General features: G+C 52.1%; 11 protein-coding genes. 2 read left to right on the top strand and 9 right to left on the bottom strand.

From position 1 onward, the window contains the following. From ACU6TU_RS09225 to ACU6TU_RS09240, 4 genes are all read right to left on the bottom strand, one after another. On the bottom strand, positions 1-819 hold the full coding sequence (locus ACU6TU_RS09225; RefSeq protein WP_447141147.1) for a Na(+)-translocating NADH-quinone reductase subunit C: 819 nt from the start codon (positions 817-819) through the stop codon (positions 1-3). Beyond that, on the bottom strand, positions 819-2,045 hold the full coding sequence (locus ACU6TU_RS09230) for an NADH:ubiquinone reductase (Na(+)-transporting) subunit B (RefSeq protein WP_447141148.1): 1,227 nt from the start codon (positions 2,043-2,045) through the stop codon (positions 819-821). Before ACU6TU_RS09230 ends, ACU6TU_RS09225 begins: the two co-directional genes overlap by 1 nt. After that, complete coding sequence (locus tag ACU6TU_RS09235; RefSeq protein ID WP_447141149.1) at positions 2,045-3,394, bottom strand: Na(+)-translocating NADH-quinone reductase subunit A; 1,350 nt, start codon at positions 3,392-3,394, stop codon at positions 2,045-2,047. The genes ACU6TU_RS09230 and ACU6TU_RS09235 overlap by 1 nt, the downstream gene beginning before the upstream one ends. Positions 3,395-3,680: 286 nt before the next feature. Then, complete coding sequence (locus ACU6TU_RS09240) at positions 3,681-5,144, bottom strand: glyceraldehyde-3-phosphate dehydrogenase (RefSeq protein ID WP_447141150.1); 1,464 nt, start codon at positions 5,142-5,144, stop codon at positions 3,681-3,683. A 244-nt stretch (positions 5,145-5,388) separates the two neighbouring features. Between ACU6TU_RS09240 and mfd the strand changes: the two genes are divergently transcribed. Both mfd and ACU6TU_RS09250 read left to right on the top strand, forming a co-directional pair. Continuing rightward, entirely contained in the window at positions 5,389-8,838 is a 3,450-nt protein-coding gene (gene mfd, locus ACU6TU_RS09245; protein ID WP_447141151.1) for a transcription-repair coupling factor, read from the top strand. Positions 8,839-8,963: 125 nt separating this feature from the next. Next, the gene (locus ACU6TU_RS09250) at positions 8,964-10,118 is read left to right on the top strand and encodes a L,D-transpeptidase family protein (protein ID WP_447141152.1); all 1,155 of its coding nucleotides are present in this window, start codon (positions 8,964-8,966) and stop codon (positions 10,116-10,118) included. A 214-nt stretch (positions 10,119-10,332) separates the two neighbouring features. Here ACU6TU_RS09250 and ACU6TU_RS09255 read toward each other — a convergent pair whose 3' ends face one another. From ACU6TU_RS09255 to topA, 5 genes are all read right to left on the bottom strand, one after another. Continuing rightward, positions 10,333-10,596, bottom strand: coding sequence for an Lpp/OprI family alanine-zipper lipoprotein (locus ACU6TU_RS09255; protein ID WP_447141153.1), 264 nt, complete (start codon positions 10,594-10,596; stop codon positions 10,333-10,335). Positions 10,597-10,804: 208 nt separating this feature from the next. Continuing rightward, positions 10,805-11,425, bottom strand: a complete 621-nt coding sequence (locus tag ACU6TU_RS09260; RefSeq protein WP_447141154.1) for a L,D-transpeptidase family protein — start codon at positions 11,423-11,425, stop codon at positions 10,805-10,807. A 51-nt stretch (positions 11,426-11,476) separates the two neighbouring features. Then, positions 11,477-11,944 carry a 2-hydroxyacyl-CoA dehydratase gene (locus ACU6TU_RS09265; protein ID WP_447141155.1) on the bottom strand — a complete coding sequence of 156 codons (468 nt, stop codon included), beginning with the start codon at positions 11,942-11,944 and terminating at the stop codon, positions 11,477-11,479. A 125-nt stretch (positions 11,945-12,069) separates the two neighbouring features. Then, the gene (locus ACU6TU_RS09270) at positions 12,070-12,531 is read right to left on the bottom strand and encodes a DUF6586 family protein (RefSeq protein WP_447141156.1); all 462 of its coding nucleotides are present in this window, start codon (positions 12,529-12,531) and stop codon (positions 12,070-12,072) included. Next, a complete protein-coding gene (topA, locus tag ACU6TU_RS09275) occupies positions 12,528-15,155 on the bottom strand; it encodes a type I DNA topoisomerase (RefSeq protein WP_447141157.1) in 2,628 nt (875 codons plus the stop codon). The genes ACU6TU_RS09270 and topA overlap by 4 nt, the downstream gene beginning before the upstream one ends. Positions 15,156-15,231: the final 76 nt, after the last annotated feature.

Genomic DNA, 15,231 nt, shown 5'->3' on the forward strand with positions numbered 1-15,231 from the left:
TTAGGCTCCTTCGGATTCGAGTTCGACGTCGGCTTCCTGAGCTTCGTCCTGGGTGATTCCACTACGGAATCCCGCCAGATACTCACCAAAGCCTTCAGGGCTTAGCCAGAACTGAAGCATGTTGGTCACGCCGTTACTGGTCAATGTTGCCCCAGAAAGTGCGTCAACTTCATACTCAGTGCTCGCGCCACCTTTAGTCAGATGAATTTCCGGTGATAGATCACCTTCTTCATCATAGATCTTTTTACCTTCCCACTGTGCCTGCCAACGGGGGTTATTGACTTCCGCCCCCAGACCTGGCGTTTCACTGTGATCGTAGTAGGTGATACTCACGATGGTATTGCCATCACCTTCAACTGAGAGAAAGCCCATCATGCTACCCCACAGACCTTGTCCACGAATGGGCAGTACGATCTGGCTGGGGTCGTCTACATCACCGACCAGATAAACCGTCGCAAAATTTTCTACGCGTGAAAGGCCAGCAATGTCCTTATCACCGGAAAGCGTGCGACCGGTCGCTGGATCACGTGCGGCTTCAAACTGGTTGAAGGTATCCGGATCAAATTGATCCGTGTATTCACCCGTACGCAGATCAACGACGCGAGCGGTGATTTTTTCACTAAAGGTTTCTTCAATATTGATGCCAGGCTCATGCAGCTTGGCAACATTGAGAATGTTTGATTTGCGATCAAGTTCCTGATTCGTCTGCTGTAGCGGACGCAGCGCAACCGCTGCTGTCGATACGATAATCGAACAGACGATACATAGCGCGAACGCCACCGTCAGGATTTTCTTGATCGAGTTGTTACCTTGAGCCATCAGGCAGTCTCCTCGGCCGGTACGCCAACACGCTTCTGGCGACGTTTGATGTTTGCCTGGACAAAGAAATGGTCGATCAGCGGTGCGAACAGGTTAGCAAACAGGATTGCCAACATGATGCCTTCCGGGAAAGCCGGGTTCACCACGCGAATCAGAACCGTCATTACACCAATCAAGGCACCAAATACCAGGCGACCCTGGTTGGTCATTGCAGCAGATACCGGGTCAGTTGCCATGAACACCATACCGAAGGCAAAACCGCCAACGACCAGGTGCCAGTACCAGGGCATTGCAAACATCGGATTGGAGCCGGAGCCTATCAGATTAAACAACGTGCTGGTAACGACCATACCAAGGAATACACCTAGCATGATTCGCCATGAGGCAATCCGGGTCCACAGCAACACCGCTGCACCAATCAAAATGGCCAATGTAGAGACTTCACCTACCGACCCCGGAATAAAGCCCAGGAAAGCATCCCACCAGCTGAAGGTAGAAGACAGTTCTGACATGCCATTCTGGAAAGCCATGGACAGTGCGGTAGCACCGGTATAACCATCAGCGGCAACCCATACCGCATCACCGGAAATCTGCGCCGGATACGCGAAATACAGGAAAGCACGACCGGTCAATGCTGGGTTCAGGAAGTTTTTACCTGTACCACCAAAGATCTCTTTACCGATCACCACACCAAAGGTAATACCCAGTGCAACCTGCCACAGCGGGATAGTCGCCGGAAGGATCAATGCAAACAGCACGGAAGTAACGAAGAAACCTTCGTTGACCTCGTGACCGCGCTTGATCGCAAACAGCACTTCCCAGAAACCGCCAACAATGAAGGTCACCAGATAAATCGGCAGGAAGTAAGTGGCGCCCAGCACAAAGTTGGCCCACAGGCTGCTTGGATCATGCCCGCCTGCCAGGGTCATCATGATCGCTTCACGCCAACCTGCCATGGAGGCATAACCGGCGTCGATGGCGGTGTTGGCCTGCCAGCCTGCGTTCCACATACCAAAGAACATGGCGGGGAAGGTACACATCCAGACCGTGATCATGATGCGTTTCAGGTCAATACCATCACGCACATGAGCCGTGGTTTTCGCCACGCTGGGGGGAGAATAGAAAATCGTGTCAACCGCTTCATAAAGCGGATAGAACTTCTCGAACTTACCACCTTTATGAAAGCTGGGTTCAAGATTGTCGAGTGTTTGTCGAATACCCATCATCAGGCCTCTTTCTCGATCATGGTGAGATTATCACGCAGGATGGGACCGTACTCATATTTGCCTGGGCAAACATAGGTACATAGTGCTAGATCCTCTTCATCCAGCTCCAGACACCCCAATTGCATGGCAACCTCAATGTCGCCCACAATCAGTGAACGCAACAGCTGAGTCGGCATGATATCCAGCGGCATGACCGTCTCATAAGCCCCCACCGGCACCATCGCCCTTTCCGAGCCATTGGTTGATGTTGTGGGAGCGTAGTTGCTAAGCCCCTTGATCTTGGAAATATAGATACCCAGTACAGAGTGCCGATTAGCGCCTGGCGATATCCATCCCATAAAGGTGCGCTTGTTGCCCTCTTCGAGCAAGCTCACTTGATTATGGAAACGCCCCATATAGGCCAGGTTGCTTTCAGCAATGGCGCCAGAAAAAACAGAACCCGAAATCACGCGAGTGTCTTCAGGCAGAACCACTTCACTCTGAAGCAGCTCATCAGTGCTGGCACCAACACGGGTACGCAGAAGACGCGGTTTTTCTGCCCTCGGCCCACCCACTGCAATAATACGCTGGATATCAATTTTGCCCTCAGTAAACAGCTTACCGAAGGCAATCACATCCTGATAGCCAATGTGCCAGACTTTTTTATGCAGCGCGACTGGCGACAGGTAATGAATGTGCGTACCGACTAACCCGGCGGGGTGCGGACCGGAAAATGTCTGCGCCTGAACACCGGCAATGTTACTGCCAGGAATACTGTTATCTGGCCCACTACACAGATGAACCTTACCTTCGGTCAACCGTGTCAGCACTTTTAGACCATCTTCAAACGCCTGAGTTTGCTCATTAATGATAACGGCAGGCTCAGGGCTCAATGGATGAGTATCAATGGCAGTGACAAAGATGTCAGCAGGAACACTGTCAATCTCTGGCGTACGGGAAAACGGACGCGTGCGCAACGCCGTCCACAAGCCCGATTCGACCAGTTGATCAACAACGCTCTGCCGTTCAAGTTGCTCAAGACCAGCACGGTCATGAGAAGTGAATGAAACGGCCTCTTCACTTTCATCGACCTTGATAACAACGGATAGTAAACGACGCTTTTCGCCACGGTTAATTGCGACTACTTCACCTGCCGCTGGCGACGTAAAACGAACGCCATCGATTTTCTTATCGGTGAAGAGTAGCTGGCCCAGTTTGACCTTATCCCCTTCCTGAACTTCCATGGTCGGCTTCATGCCGATGTAGTCGGTGCCCAGGATTGCCACGTGACGCACAGGCTTGGCATCTTCGATGCGTTGCTCGGGCGCTCCCGTGATGGGGAGATCCAGGCCTTTCTTGACTTCGATCATAGTCTCGCCCAGTTGATGGATCGGATATACGAAGATAAGGGGTTCGAATGGATTCGAATTCTTGTTATGTGTTCAGATTGTTACCAGTCTGGCTTGAATCAGGATTCAAACCACCCCAAAAATCTAGCTTATTATAAAGATAACTGCGCCTAATGACCACATCCTAAACGCTCTCCAAAAGTGCTATATGCTCATCTTTTCACAGATCAGCCATTCCGACAGCCCCCTCAGAAATGCCAACGCCGCCCGAAGGCGGCGTTGGCAGAATGCAGGAAATGGAGGCTATTCAGCTTTGCATATGTGGCAGTTTCAGGAAGGTTACATTCGACATCTGCTGCAGAATCCTCACTACCTGGCAGCTGTAGCCGAACTCATTGTCGTACCACACATACACTACAGCATGATTACCGTTAGCAATCGTTGCCTTGGCATCAACAATACCCGCATGGCGGTTGCCCACGAAATCGGAGGACACCACCTCAGGTGAGTCAACAAAATCAATCTGCTTCTGGTAAGAGGAATTCACTGATACATCACGCAGATATTCGTTCAAGGCAGCAGCATCAGTGCCTTTTTCCAGCGTCAGATTAAGAATCGCCATTGAAACGTTCGGAGTAGGTACTCGAATAGCATTCCCGGTCAGCTTGCCTTCAAGCTCAGGCAGCGCCTTGGCGACGGCTTTAGCCGCACCGGTTTCAGTTAGCACCATGTTAAGTGCTGCGCTGCGACCACGACGATCCCCTTTGTGATAATTATCAATAAGGTTCTGGTCATTAGTGTAGGCATGCACCGTTTCAACGTGACCGATCACCACACCATACTCATCATTGAGCGCTTTCAGCACAGGCACAATAGCATTGGTAGTACAGGAAGCGGCTGACAGAATTTTGTCGTCTTTCCCAATCGCATCATGGTTGATGCCGAATACAATATTCTTGATATCGCCTTTACCTGGCGCGGTCAGCAATGTTTTGGAAACGCCCTTGCAGCCCAGGTGCTGACCAAGGCCGTCTTCGTCACGCCAGATGCCCGTGTTATCAACGACTACCGCATTATCAATTCCATAAGCGGTATAATCCACGTCGGAAGGTGAATCTGCATAAATCACCTGGATCACGTTGCCATTGACGTTCAGCGTACGCGCATCCACGTCAATACTGATGGTGCCTTCAAAAGGCCCATGGACAGAATCGCGACGTAACAGACTGGCCCGTTTCTCCAGATCCTTGGCAACATCGCCGCGCCCACGCACCACGATGGCACGCAGGCGCAGCAGATTACCACCGCCCGCCTTTTCGACCAGGACACGCGCCAACAGACGACCGATACGGCCAAACCCATAAAGAACAACGTCTTTAGGCTCGCCAGTGCTCGCGCCCGGCTGGAAACCATCGACAATTTCGTGCAGTTCTTTGCGCAGGAAGGCTTCAACGTCACCACCGCCCTGCTTCTTGAACATCACCCCAAGCTTACCCACATCCACATGAGCAGGCCCCAGGTTAAGCTCGCACATGGTTTTTATAATGGGAAAAGTGTCCTGAACCGACAGTTCGGTTCCTTCAATCTTGCGGACAAAGCGGTGATCTTTAAGAATACGAATGACAGATCGCTTGATCAGCGAACGCCCAAACATGGTGGCGACAACGTTATTTTGACGGTACAGACGACCCACCAAGGGGATCATCTGCTCTGCGAGCGCTTCATTGCTTTGCCATTCCTGAAAAACGTTATCGAGCGTTTGCTGACTCACGTGCGACCTCTTCATAGTAAAGTAGTAAGGAGTTTGAGGGATATTATCCCGCCCTAAAATAAGCGCTGCAATCACTGGATAGTCGCACGCCGTGTAAGGAGATTACAGAAATCCGCTTTTGACTACAAAATGTCAGTCAGATGATTTTTTTCATATGCCTGACCCATCACTGACAAAGCCTTATACCCTGATGGTCGTGTATCATCGGGGTTTTCCGTTTTCGTGTGCAACCGATACTTCTATTATGCCGACTTTCTCTTTGCTGGAACCGCTCGCGCCTCAAGGATCACGTGACACGCTATACTGGATCAACCCGCCTGGCAGCGCGGTTGCGCTAGGGTTAGCACGGCTCGCGCGCAAGGCCCCCTTGCTGGTGGTTACTCCAAGTACCGCCGATGTACAGACACTGGAACAGGCGATCAGCTTTTATACCGACACGCCTGTCCTTCCTTTTCCTGATTGGGAAACGCTGCCCTATGACAGCTTTTCTCCCCATCAGGATATTGTCTCTGCGCGCCTGCGGACCCTGCGACAGTTGCAGGATGGTCTGCATGGTATTGTACTGGTGCCGATTAATACGCTTATGCAGCGTCTCCCGCCGGTGGAATATATCGCCGGGCGGGTCATGTCACTCAAGGCAGGCGATATCCTTGAGCGTGAAGCCTTTCGCGAGTCACTGTCCCGGGCTGGCTACCGAGCCGTAGAAACTGTCTATGAACCCGGTGAGTACGCCTTACGCGGCGCGCTGATCGACCTCTTCCCGATGGGGGTAGATGCGCCGATCCGCATTGATCTTTTCGATAACGAAATCGAAACTCTGCGCAGGTTTGACCCCGGCACTCAGCGTACCACCGACAAAATTGATGCCATTGAGCTACTGCCAGCTCACGAGTATTCGCTGAGCCGTAGCGCCATTGCCTGTTTTCGTGAGAACTTTGAAACCCTGTTTGACATCGACCCACGCCAATGCCCACTGTATAACGATGCTCTGAAAGGCATTCCCTCACCGGGTCTTGAACAGTACCTACCGCTATTTTTTGAGCACACTGCTACGCTTTTTGAACACCTGATAGATTCCACTCAGGTGGCGCTGATGCCCGGCATACGCGAGGCCGCCGAACAGCACTGGGCATCGATCGAAGCGCGCTATGCCAATATGGGGGTCGATCCGACTCGCCCTCTGCTACCCCCTCATCGCGCCTTCATTGCCTATAACGATATTTTCGCCGCGATCAACCAGCGCCCAAGGGTTGAACTTACCGATAATCCGGAAAATCGTCATGCGCAGCAGCCTGAAGCACGTCTGCTGCCCGAAGTCGCGATCAATGCGCGCAGTAAAACACCGTTGGCAGCGCTGGAGACATTCCTCAATACCGAGACGGACACCCGGATTCTGTTTGTAGTGGAGTCACGTGGGCGACGCGAGGCGCTTGAAGAGCTACTGGCACCGTTATCGCTGACACTTCCCTACATGGACAGTTTTGCCGATTTTCTCGACAGCCAAGCCTCATATGCGATTGCGGAAGGCCAGGTTGCTCAGGGGTTATGGTTAAATGATCCCAATATTGCGGTGATTACCGAATCAGAACTGTTTGGTGAAGTGGTACGCCAAAGTCGCCGCCGTGAAAAGGCCACTGATGAGAACGAATTTGCTGTTCGCCATTTATCTGAGCTAAAAACCGGCGCGCCAGTTGTCCACCAGGCGCATGGCGTTGGTCGCTACCTGGGGCTTGAGGCTCTGGAAGCTGGCGGGCAGGCCAGTGAATTTCTTGCTCTTGAGTACGCGGATGGGGCCAAGCTATATGTGCCGGTCGATAGCCTGCATCTTATTTCCCGTTATAGCGGTGCCGAAGATGACCTGGCACCGCTGCATAAACTGGGCTCTGAACAATGGGAAAAAGCGCGCAGAAAAGCCGCTGAAAAAATACGTGATACCGCTGCAGAACTGCTCGACATTTACGCTCGCCGTGAAGCCCAGGAGGGTGTCGTCTATGCCGCACCCGATAGTGAATACCTGCGCTTTTCCGCCAGTTTCCCCTTTGAGGAAACCCCTGACCAGCAGGCAGCCATCGAAGCCGTCATTGACGACATGACGTCACCGCAACCCATGGATCGTGTGGTGTGTGGCGATGTGGGCTTTGGCAAAACAGAAGTCGCCATGCGCGCTGCCTTTCTGGCCGCCCAGTCAGGTCGCCAGGTCGTGGTATTGGTGCCAACTACCCTGCTGGCCCGTCAGCATTATGAAAACTTTCGTGACCGCTTTGCCGACACGGCCGTCAACATCAGCCTGGTGTCGCGTTTCACGCAAGGCAAGAGCATGAATGAAACCTTGCAACGCATTAAGGATGGCCAGACGGATATCGTCATCGGTACCCATAAATTGCTGTCAAAAAGTGTCGAACTGCCCAAAATGGGATTGCTGATTATTGATGAAGAGCACCGTTTCGGCGTCGCTCAGAAGGAAAAACTCAAAACGCTGCGCGCTGAAGTCGATATTCTGACCCTGACAGCGACCCCGATTCCGCGCACACTGAATATGGCCATGAGCGGCATTCGCGACCTATCGATCATTGCCACACCACCAGCGCGGCGCCTGTCGGTCAAAACCTTCGTCCAGCGCCATGAAGATGGCACGATCAAGGAAGCCCTGCTTCGCGAAATTCTGCGTGGCGGTCAGGTCTACTTCCTGCATAACGAAGTCAAAACGATCGAGAACGCCGCTGAAAAAGTCCGCGAACTGGTGCCCGATGCTCGGGTGGCAGTTGCCCATGGGCAACTGCCTGAGCGCAGTCTTGAGCGCGTCATGTCAGATTTTTACCACCGCCGCTTTAACGTGCTGGTATGCTCCACCATCATCGAAACCGGTATCGACGTGCCTAACGCCAACACCATTATCATAGAGCGTGCCGACAAGTTTGGTCTTGCCCAGCTGCATCAATTGCGTGGACGTGTGGGCCGCAGCCACCACCAGGCCTACGCCTACCTGATGACGCCACCGCCCAAGGCCATGACACGCGATGCCATCAAGCGCCTGGAGGCCATCAGCGCCTCTGATGATCTGGGTGCTGGCTTTACACTGGCCAGTCACGATATGGAAATCCGCGGCGCGGGCGAGCTGCTTGGCGATGAACAAAGCGGGCAAATGGAAACGATTGGCTATACGCTTTATATGGAAATGCTGGATCGCGCGGTTAAAGCCATTCGAGCCGGCAAGACCCCAAACATCAACGCGCCTTTCAATACTGGCGTAGAGATCAATCTGAATTTACCCGCGCTTATTCCGGCAGACTATATTCATGATGTTCAACAACGTCTGGTCATTTATAAACGCATCGCCAACACTCAGAGCAAAGAACAGCTCAAGGAACTGCAGGTAGAGCTGATCGACCGTTTTGGCTTGCTCCCTGCGCCCGTCAAGAACCTGATGCGTCAAACCCAGTTGCGCCATCGTGCGGAACAACTGGGCATAAAACGTCTGGAAGCCGGTGAAACCCGTGGCAAGATAACCTTTGAAAGTGAAACCCCGATAGACCCAATGACGCTGGTCAACCTTATCCAGCGCTCCCCCCAGCATTTCAGGCTTGAGGGTTCGGACACCTTGCGCCTCGAACTTCCGATGGAATCCGTTGACGACCGCTTCAAGCAGCTGGAAACCGTTATGGAACAACTGAATCAAAAAGTAGCCGCCGCATGACACTTGGGGCAAACTAAGAGCCATAAAGGCAACTCCCGAAAAGGTGTTGCCGATACAGTATTCACCCGTTATTGCATCTGGATGAATTAACCTGATGCCAGACCAACTCATCAGAGGAAAAATGCATGACTGCTAATAAACGTCCACGGCTGAACAGGCTGTTAAGTTACAGTCTACCCTTGGCTGCGCTGGTAGCGGCTACTCTGGCGACGCCAGGTATAGCCGACACTCACCAGACAAACGATGAGGCGGCCACATCGTCGTCTACCGACTCGGATAACGCCAACAAGGCATCGGAAAGTCCACGTCCCGGTGAGCTGCCCCGTGGTCACTTTGCCATGCCTGAGGAAGGCGATATTATTGGCCAGCATTACACAGTAATCGTTGAAGATCACGAACAAACGCTGATTGATATTGCCCGTCGCCACAATATCGGTTACGAAGAAATCCGTATGGCCAATCCGGATGTCAGCCTGTGGGTGCCAGGTAAAGGTACCGAGGTGGTTATCCCCACTCAATACATTTTACCGCCTGTTCCCCGTGAGGGCGTTGTCATCAACCTCTCAGAGTTGCGCCTCTACTATTACCCTGCGGATAACCCCGACATTGTAGAAACCTACCCGGTCAGCGTGGGGCGCGATGAGTTTGCCACGCCGGTTGGTGTCACACGCACCACGATAAAGGTAAAAGATCCCGCCTGGGCGCCGCCTGCCTCCATGCGTCGTGAAGCAGCAGAACGTGGCGATCCACCTCCCGAGATTGTACCTCCCGGACCAGAAAACCCGCTGGGCGAACATGCCATTCTTCTGGATATGCCGAGTTACCTGATTCATGGCACTAACCGCCCCGATGGCGTAGGCATGCGTGTCAGCCGCGGTTGCATTCGCATGTACCCGGAAGACATTAAATCCATGTTTGAGAAAATCCCCAGTGGCACCAAGGTGAACCTGGTTGACATTCCGTTCAAGGCAGGCTGGGCGCAGGATGGCACTCTATTTGTTCAATCATTCCCACAGCTTGAAGAAAACATGGGAAACTTCGAACCACTACTGAATGCACTTGAGCGCGTATCAGAACGCATATCGGAAAAAGCGCAGGATGAAGCCGGTCTAGATTACGCTCAGATCAAGAAAGTGATTGAGCAACCTGATGGACGCATGATAGCCGTTCTCGGCCCTCAGGCACCTGCTCCTGCTGCAGACGAGCCTGAATGGAACAATGAGTTAATGAATGAAATGGAATTAAGTAAAACACCCGAAATGACTGCTGACGAAGCCTGACAGAGGCTTTCCAAAATCAACATCTAAAATAGCAACAAAAAAACCCTGCCAAAGCAGGGTTTTTTTGTTCACGCTAACTGATAGCAACTTAATCTAGATAAAACTCTTTGAAAAAGTCTGAAACGCCAGATAACGCTTCATTACAGTCAGGTGAATTTAAACAGTCAAATAAAATTTGCCTGAAAGCGAACTTTCAGGCAGATAATCAACTGTTTTACTTCTGCATGGAACGCTGGAACATGCGGTTCATTTCTTCACGGTTTTGCTGAGACATCTGCATAGCCGCTTGCGCGTCACGCTGCGCCTGGTTAGCAGTGTTCATTGCCTGAGAAGCCATGCTACGTGCTTCAGCGGCGTCAGCCTGTGCAGATTCTGCCGTCATGCGAACTTCTTCCAGAGCGCCGTTAGAAGCACAACCAGCCAGAACGGCCAGTGAAGCAGCAGCAACAGACATCTTAAGAGTCGTCTTCAGAGTCATAAAGTTCTCCTTGAATCTTACTTGGTACAACATTAAGGGTAAGATAACTCTCTAACAAAAGCTAGTTGACGTTATCTACCTGCGGTGCAGGTTCATTTCAGCGACTTGTACCTCTCAGTACAATCGACAGACGCTGTTGTATTATAGACAACAGCATTTGTCTATAGCCGCAACTTCAAAACCATCATCTTATTTCTGCAGCTTTAGCTTAGCGGATCACAACCCGAGTGCCAATGCCGATCAATTGACTGAAACGTTCGATTTGACTGTTTGTTAACGCCACACAGCCTTGTGTCCAGTGAAACTGCTGGTGAATATCAGGATCAGCACTTCCCAGCCCATGGACACCGATCGCACCGCCCAACACCGTATTCTGCGGCGGTTCGCCATGTCGGCGGTAGTAATCGAAATAGTCGTTATAATCCTGTTGGGTGTAAACCCCTGTATCCAGTGCCATTTTTGCATGCGAAGGGGTTGGGTAGTCAAGCCCGACAAAAATATTCCACTTACTTTCATAATTAAACCGATTGATACGAAACTCCCCCTTGGGAGTCACATTACTTCCTCTGAGACGCTGGGTTTTGGCGCCTGAACGCCCCAACGAAATCGGCGTGTAATGTTCAAGAAGAACGTCTCCTCGATAAACACTCAAGGTCGCTTCCTGATCATCGACCAACACCCACACCTCATTTAAGTAACGTGGCACATGAGCACGGGAGATCAGTGCTTCAACCAGGTCCGGTGGCTCGCCAGTCGGAATGTTGGCCATAGTCACTGACGCCGGTAAACACAGCGCATAAGCAAGAAATTGACGACGATTTACAGGCATTCTTTTGATCTCACAACACTGACGTAATACGCTGCTGGCAAAACAGCAATATTAAAGGTCAGAAAATTCTTCAAGGTGAGTGACGATCTGGCGCGCCTCATTTTCATGGCCTAGAGCCAGCGCTTCAAAAAACGCCTGCTCAGGCTCGATCACCGCTTTCTCTGCACGATATGCATATAGCGTCTGTAGCGACTTATTTGCACTCAACGCCGTTTGTGTGGCGGCATCAATATCATCGTGTGCCACACTTTTTTCCGCAATCTGAACAAGCATTGGCGGCTGGGGAAAGTCGGTCGGATCATCAAACCAGGTTTCCAGCACGTCACGGTGATCGGAACCATCGCTAAAAATAGCGATAAGGCCACCTTGCATACGTTTTTCGCGTTCGGCCAGATAATCCAGCACCATGCTTGAACGCTCTGAATCTGCCCGGCGCGCCGCGTCACTGAATTGTTGAGCCATACGTTGATGAAAGTCAGCGGCCCAGATGACCAGATCTTTTACCTGGTGGTAGCGCATTCGTTTTTCCTCGTTTGCTCAGAATAAATAGTTTCGGTATTGAGGTAAAATAGCAAGTTAACAACGTTTGCCTACTGAGCGAGTTGAGCGGGTCAACTCTGAACAAATCTACTCACCCGTTCAGATCACCATTCCTGACTGGTTTCACGTAACTGAGCGACTTCCACCTTGGCTGCCTCGAGGCAACCCATCAGCTGGTCGACAAACTCTGATTCACTACCCAACGCAATCATGCCAGGGTTGCTGACAGGGCGCCTGGCGGCACCTTCATCGCTATGCAGACGGTCAAGCTGAAACAACAACCAACTCAACCAGGAATCTGAATCCCTGGTCAGATCTCTCAGGCGTTGCAACTCAGCGACGTCAGGACCACCGTCAGACAGCAGAAACTGCCAGTCATGGGTCTCAAGCCGGGCATGCTCCGTCACTTCCTTGAGCAAGGATACAAGCGCCAGCTCCATTAAAGCCAGCGTACTTTCCTCCAATGCCATTTTTCGCGCAATGGCGTGCTCATCATCACTCACTGGCATATTCGCCATCAGCTGCGCGTGATAAAAAAGCTGGTTGGTGCGAGAACGTGGTGTCATTTGCGCTTATCCTCGACATGCCATTTGCCGCCAGAGAACGTGGCTTTCCAGCCAGTTGCCTTGCCCTCTTCGTCGGTCATCACGAACTGCTCCTTGTTTTTCCGTGAGTAACGAATCTGGGCAGGACGTCCATCCGGGTCTTCGGTTGGCGCTTTAAGAATGAAATGATATTTCTCAGGCAGTTCAGCCGCATGGGCTTTCAGCTCTTTGACCAGTGGCGGACGGGTTTCACGGTTCTTGGGAAACTTGCTCGCCGCCAGAAACAGACCACTCGCCCCATCACGCAGCACATAATGATCCTCAACCTTCTGGCAGGCCAGCTCAGGCATAGCAATCGGATCCATCTTCGGGGGCGCGACTTCGCCGCTTTTCAACAATTTCCGGGTATTTTTGCATTCGCTGTTCGTACAGCCGAAATACTTACCGAAGCGACCCGATTTCAACTGCATTTCACTGCCACACTTGTCACATTCGATAACGGGGCCGTCATACCCCTTGATCTTGAATTTGCCGGCTTCCACTTCGTAGCCATCACAATCCGGGCTGTTGCCGCAAATATGCAATTTCCGGGTTTCATCAATCAGGTAATTATCCATTGCCGTGCCACACTTGGCACAGCGCCGTTTGGCACGCAGGGCATCGGTTTCCGCTTCTTCACCGGCATCGGCTGCAACGGTTTCTTCACCGGGAATCAGGTCGATGGTTGTCTTACAGCGCTCTTTAGGCGGCAGGTTGTAACCACTGCATCCCAGGAAAACACCCGTGGAAGCGGTACGAATCTGCATTTTTCGGCCGCAGGTCGGGCAGTCAATATCCGTCGGTACAGGCTGATTAGGGCGCATGCCGTCTTCACTTTCAGCCTGTGCCAGCTCATCACGAAATTCGTGATAAAAGGCATCCAGCAACGCCTGCCAGTTACGTTCCCCTTCAGCGACTTCATCCAGGCTATCTTCCATGCGGGCGGTGAACGAGAAATCCATCAAGTCCGGGAACGACTCTTTTAACCGCTCGGTAACGATGTCACCCAGTTTTTCCGCATAAAAGCGTCGGTTATCGAGTTTGACGTAACCGCGATCCTGAATCGTGGAAATAATCGACGCATACGTTGAAGGTCGACCAATTCCCTGTTTCTCAAGTTCTTTCACCAACGCAGCCTCGGAATACCGAGCCGGGGGTTTGGTGAAATGTTGTTGAGGATCAAGGACTTCAAGCGACATCGGCGTCCCCTGAGGCAGATCAGGAAGCTGCTGGTCTTCATTTTTGCCCGAGGGTTTCAGTACCCGAGTATAACCATCAAACTTAAGCACACGGCCTTTAGCGCGTAAGACGTAACCATCCACTTCCACGCTAAGGGTCGTGGAGAGATATTCGGCAGGTGTCATCTGACACGCCACAAACTGGCGCCAGATCAGCTCGTATAGCCGTTCAGCATCACGCTCCATACTCGCCAGTTCTGTCGCTTTACGCTCAACGCTTGAAGGGCGAATCGCTTCGTGTGCCTCCTGCGCGCTTTCCTTGCTGGAATAGCGAATGGGCTCATCCGGAAGGTAGCGTGCCCCATAGGTATCGCCAATAAACGCACGAGCACTCTCAACCGCATCCTTGGAGAGGTTGGTCGAGTCAGTACGCATATAGGTGATATAGCCAGCTTCATAGAGGCGCTGGGCCATGGTCATGGTTTTCTTGACCGAAAACCCTAGACGACTGCTGGCGGCTTGCTGCAGCGTTGAGGTAATAAAAGGCGCATTGGGTTTTGAGCGGGTCGGTTTATCTTCCCGTGACGTAATCGACAGGCTTGCCTGACGTAACGCGGCAATCCGGTCCAGAGTTTCACGTTCACTGGTGGGGCGAAACGTCTTGCCATCCTGTCGCGCCAGTTCAAAACGAATCAGCTCGCCCTCCGGCGAAACCAGATCCGCATGGACATCCCAGAACTCTTCTGGAATAAAGGCGCGAATCTCGCGCTCCCGCTCAACAATCAGGCGCACTGCCACAGACTGTACCCGGCCCGCTGACAGACCACGGGCAATTTTGGCCCATAGCAGCGGGGACAACATAAAACCCACGACACGGTCGAGAAAACGTCGCGCCTGCTGGGCTTCTACTCGGGGAATGTTCAGCTCACCGGGTGCTTTAAATGCGTCCTGGATCGCATTTTTGGTGATTTCGTTGAATACCACCCGTTTATAGCGCTCGTTATCGCCGCCAATCGTTTCACGAAGGTGCCAGGCAATCGCCTCACCTTCTCGGTCCAAATCCGTCGCGAGATAAACCGCATCGGCTTTCTCTGCCAGTTTTTTGAGTTCGGCAACCACTTTCTCTTTGCCTGGCAGGATTTCATAGTTGGCTTCCCAGCCGTTGTCAGGGTCTATCCCCATGCGGCGAATCAGCTGGTCATGCACTTTGCGCTTTTTATAAACTGCTTTCTCGTCCTCTGACATTTTGCGCGTTAACGCAGCTTGACGAGCACGCTCCTTTGGATCGGAGGCCGTCTTGCCCGAGCCGCTGGTCGGCAGGTCACGGATATGACCTACGCTCGACTTGACGATGAAATCGTTGCCGAGATATTTATTGATCGTCTTCGCCTTGGCGGGCGACTCGACGATGACCAGTGACTTGCCCATAGTGCTCCACTTAAATGACGTGCCGGCTAACGTGAGGCGGCAAATGAATACAACAGCGCACGGATAAGAAAACCAT

The sequence above is a fragment of the Halomonas sp. LS-001 genome (genome assembly GCF_052983955.1).

Bases quoted from the DNA above. Each gene is read 5' to 3' on its own strand.
- ACU6TU_RS09265 (WP_447141155.1), bottom strand. From the start codon at position 11,944: ATGCGCTACCACCAGGTAAAAGATCTGGTCATCTGGGCCGCTGACTTT.
- ACU6TU_RS09255 (WP_447141153.1), bottom strand. From the start codon at position 10,596: ATGACTCTGAAGACGACTCTTAAGATGTCTGTTGCTGCTGCTTCACTG.
- ACU6TU_RS09250 (WP_447141152.1), top strand. From the start codon at position 8,964: ATGACTGCTAATAAACGTCCACGGCTGAACAGGCTGTTAAGTTACAGT.
- ACU6TU_RS09225 (WP_447141147.1), bottom strand. From the start codon at position 819: ATGGCTCAAGGTAACAACTCGATCAAGAAAATCCTGACGGTGGCGTTC.
- ACU6TU_RS09260 (WP_447141154.1), bottom strand. From the start codon at position 11,425: ATGCCTGTAAATCGTCGTCAATTTCTTGCTTATGCGCTGTGTTTACCG.
- mfd (WP_447141151.1), top strand. From the start codon at position 5,389: ATGCCGACTTTCTCTTTGCTGGAACCGCTCGCGCCTCAAGGATCACGT.
- ACU6TU_RS09235 (WP_447141149.1), bottom strand. From the start codon at position 3,394: ATGATCGAAGTCAAGAAAGGCCTGGATCTCCCCATCACGGGAGCGCCC.
- ACU6TU_RS09270 (WP_447141156.1), bottom strand. From the start codon at position 12,531: ATGACACCACGTTCTCGCACCAACCAGCTTTTTTATCACGCGCAGCTG.
- ACU6TU_RS09230 (WP_447141148.1), bottom strand. From the start codon at position 2,045: ATGATGGGTATTCGACAAACACTCGACAATCTTGAACCCAGCTTTCAT.
- topA (WP_447141157.1), bottom strand. From the start codon at position 15,155: ATGGGCAAGTCACTGGTCATCGTCGAGTCGCCCGCCAAGGCGAAGACG.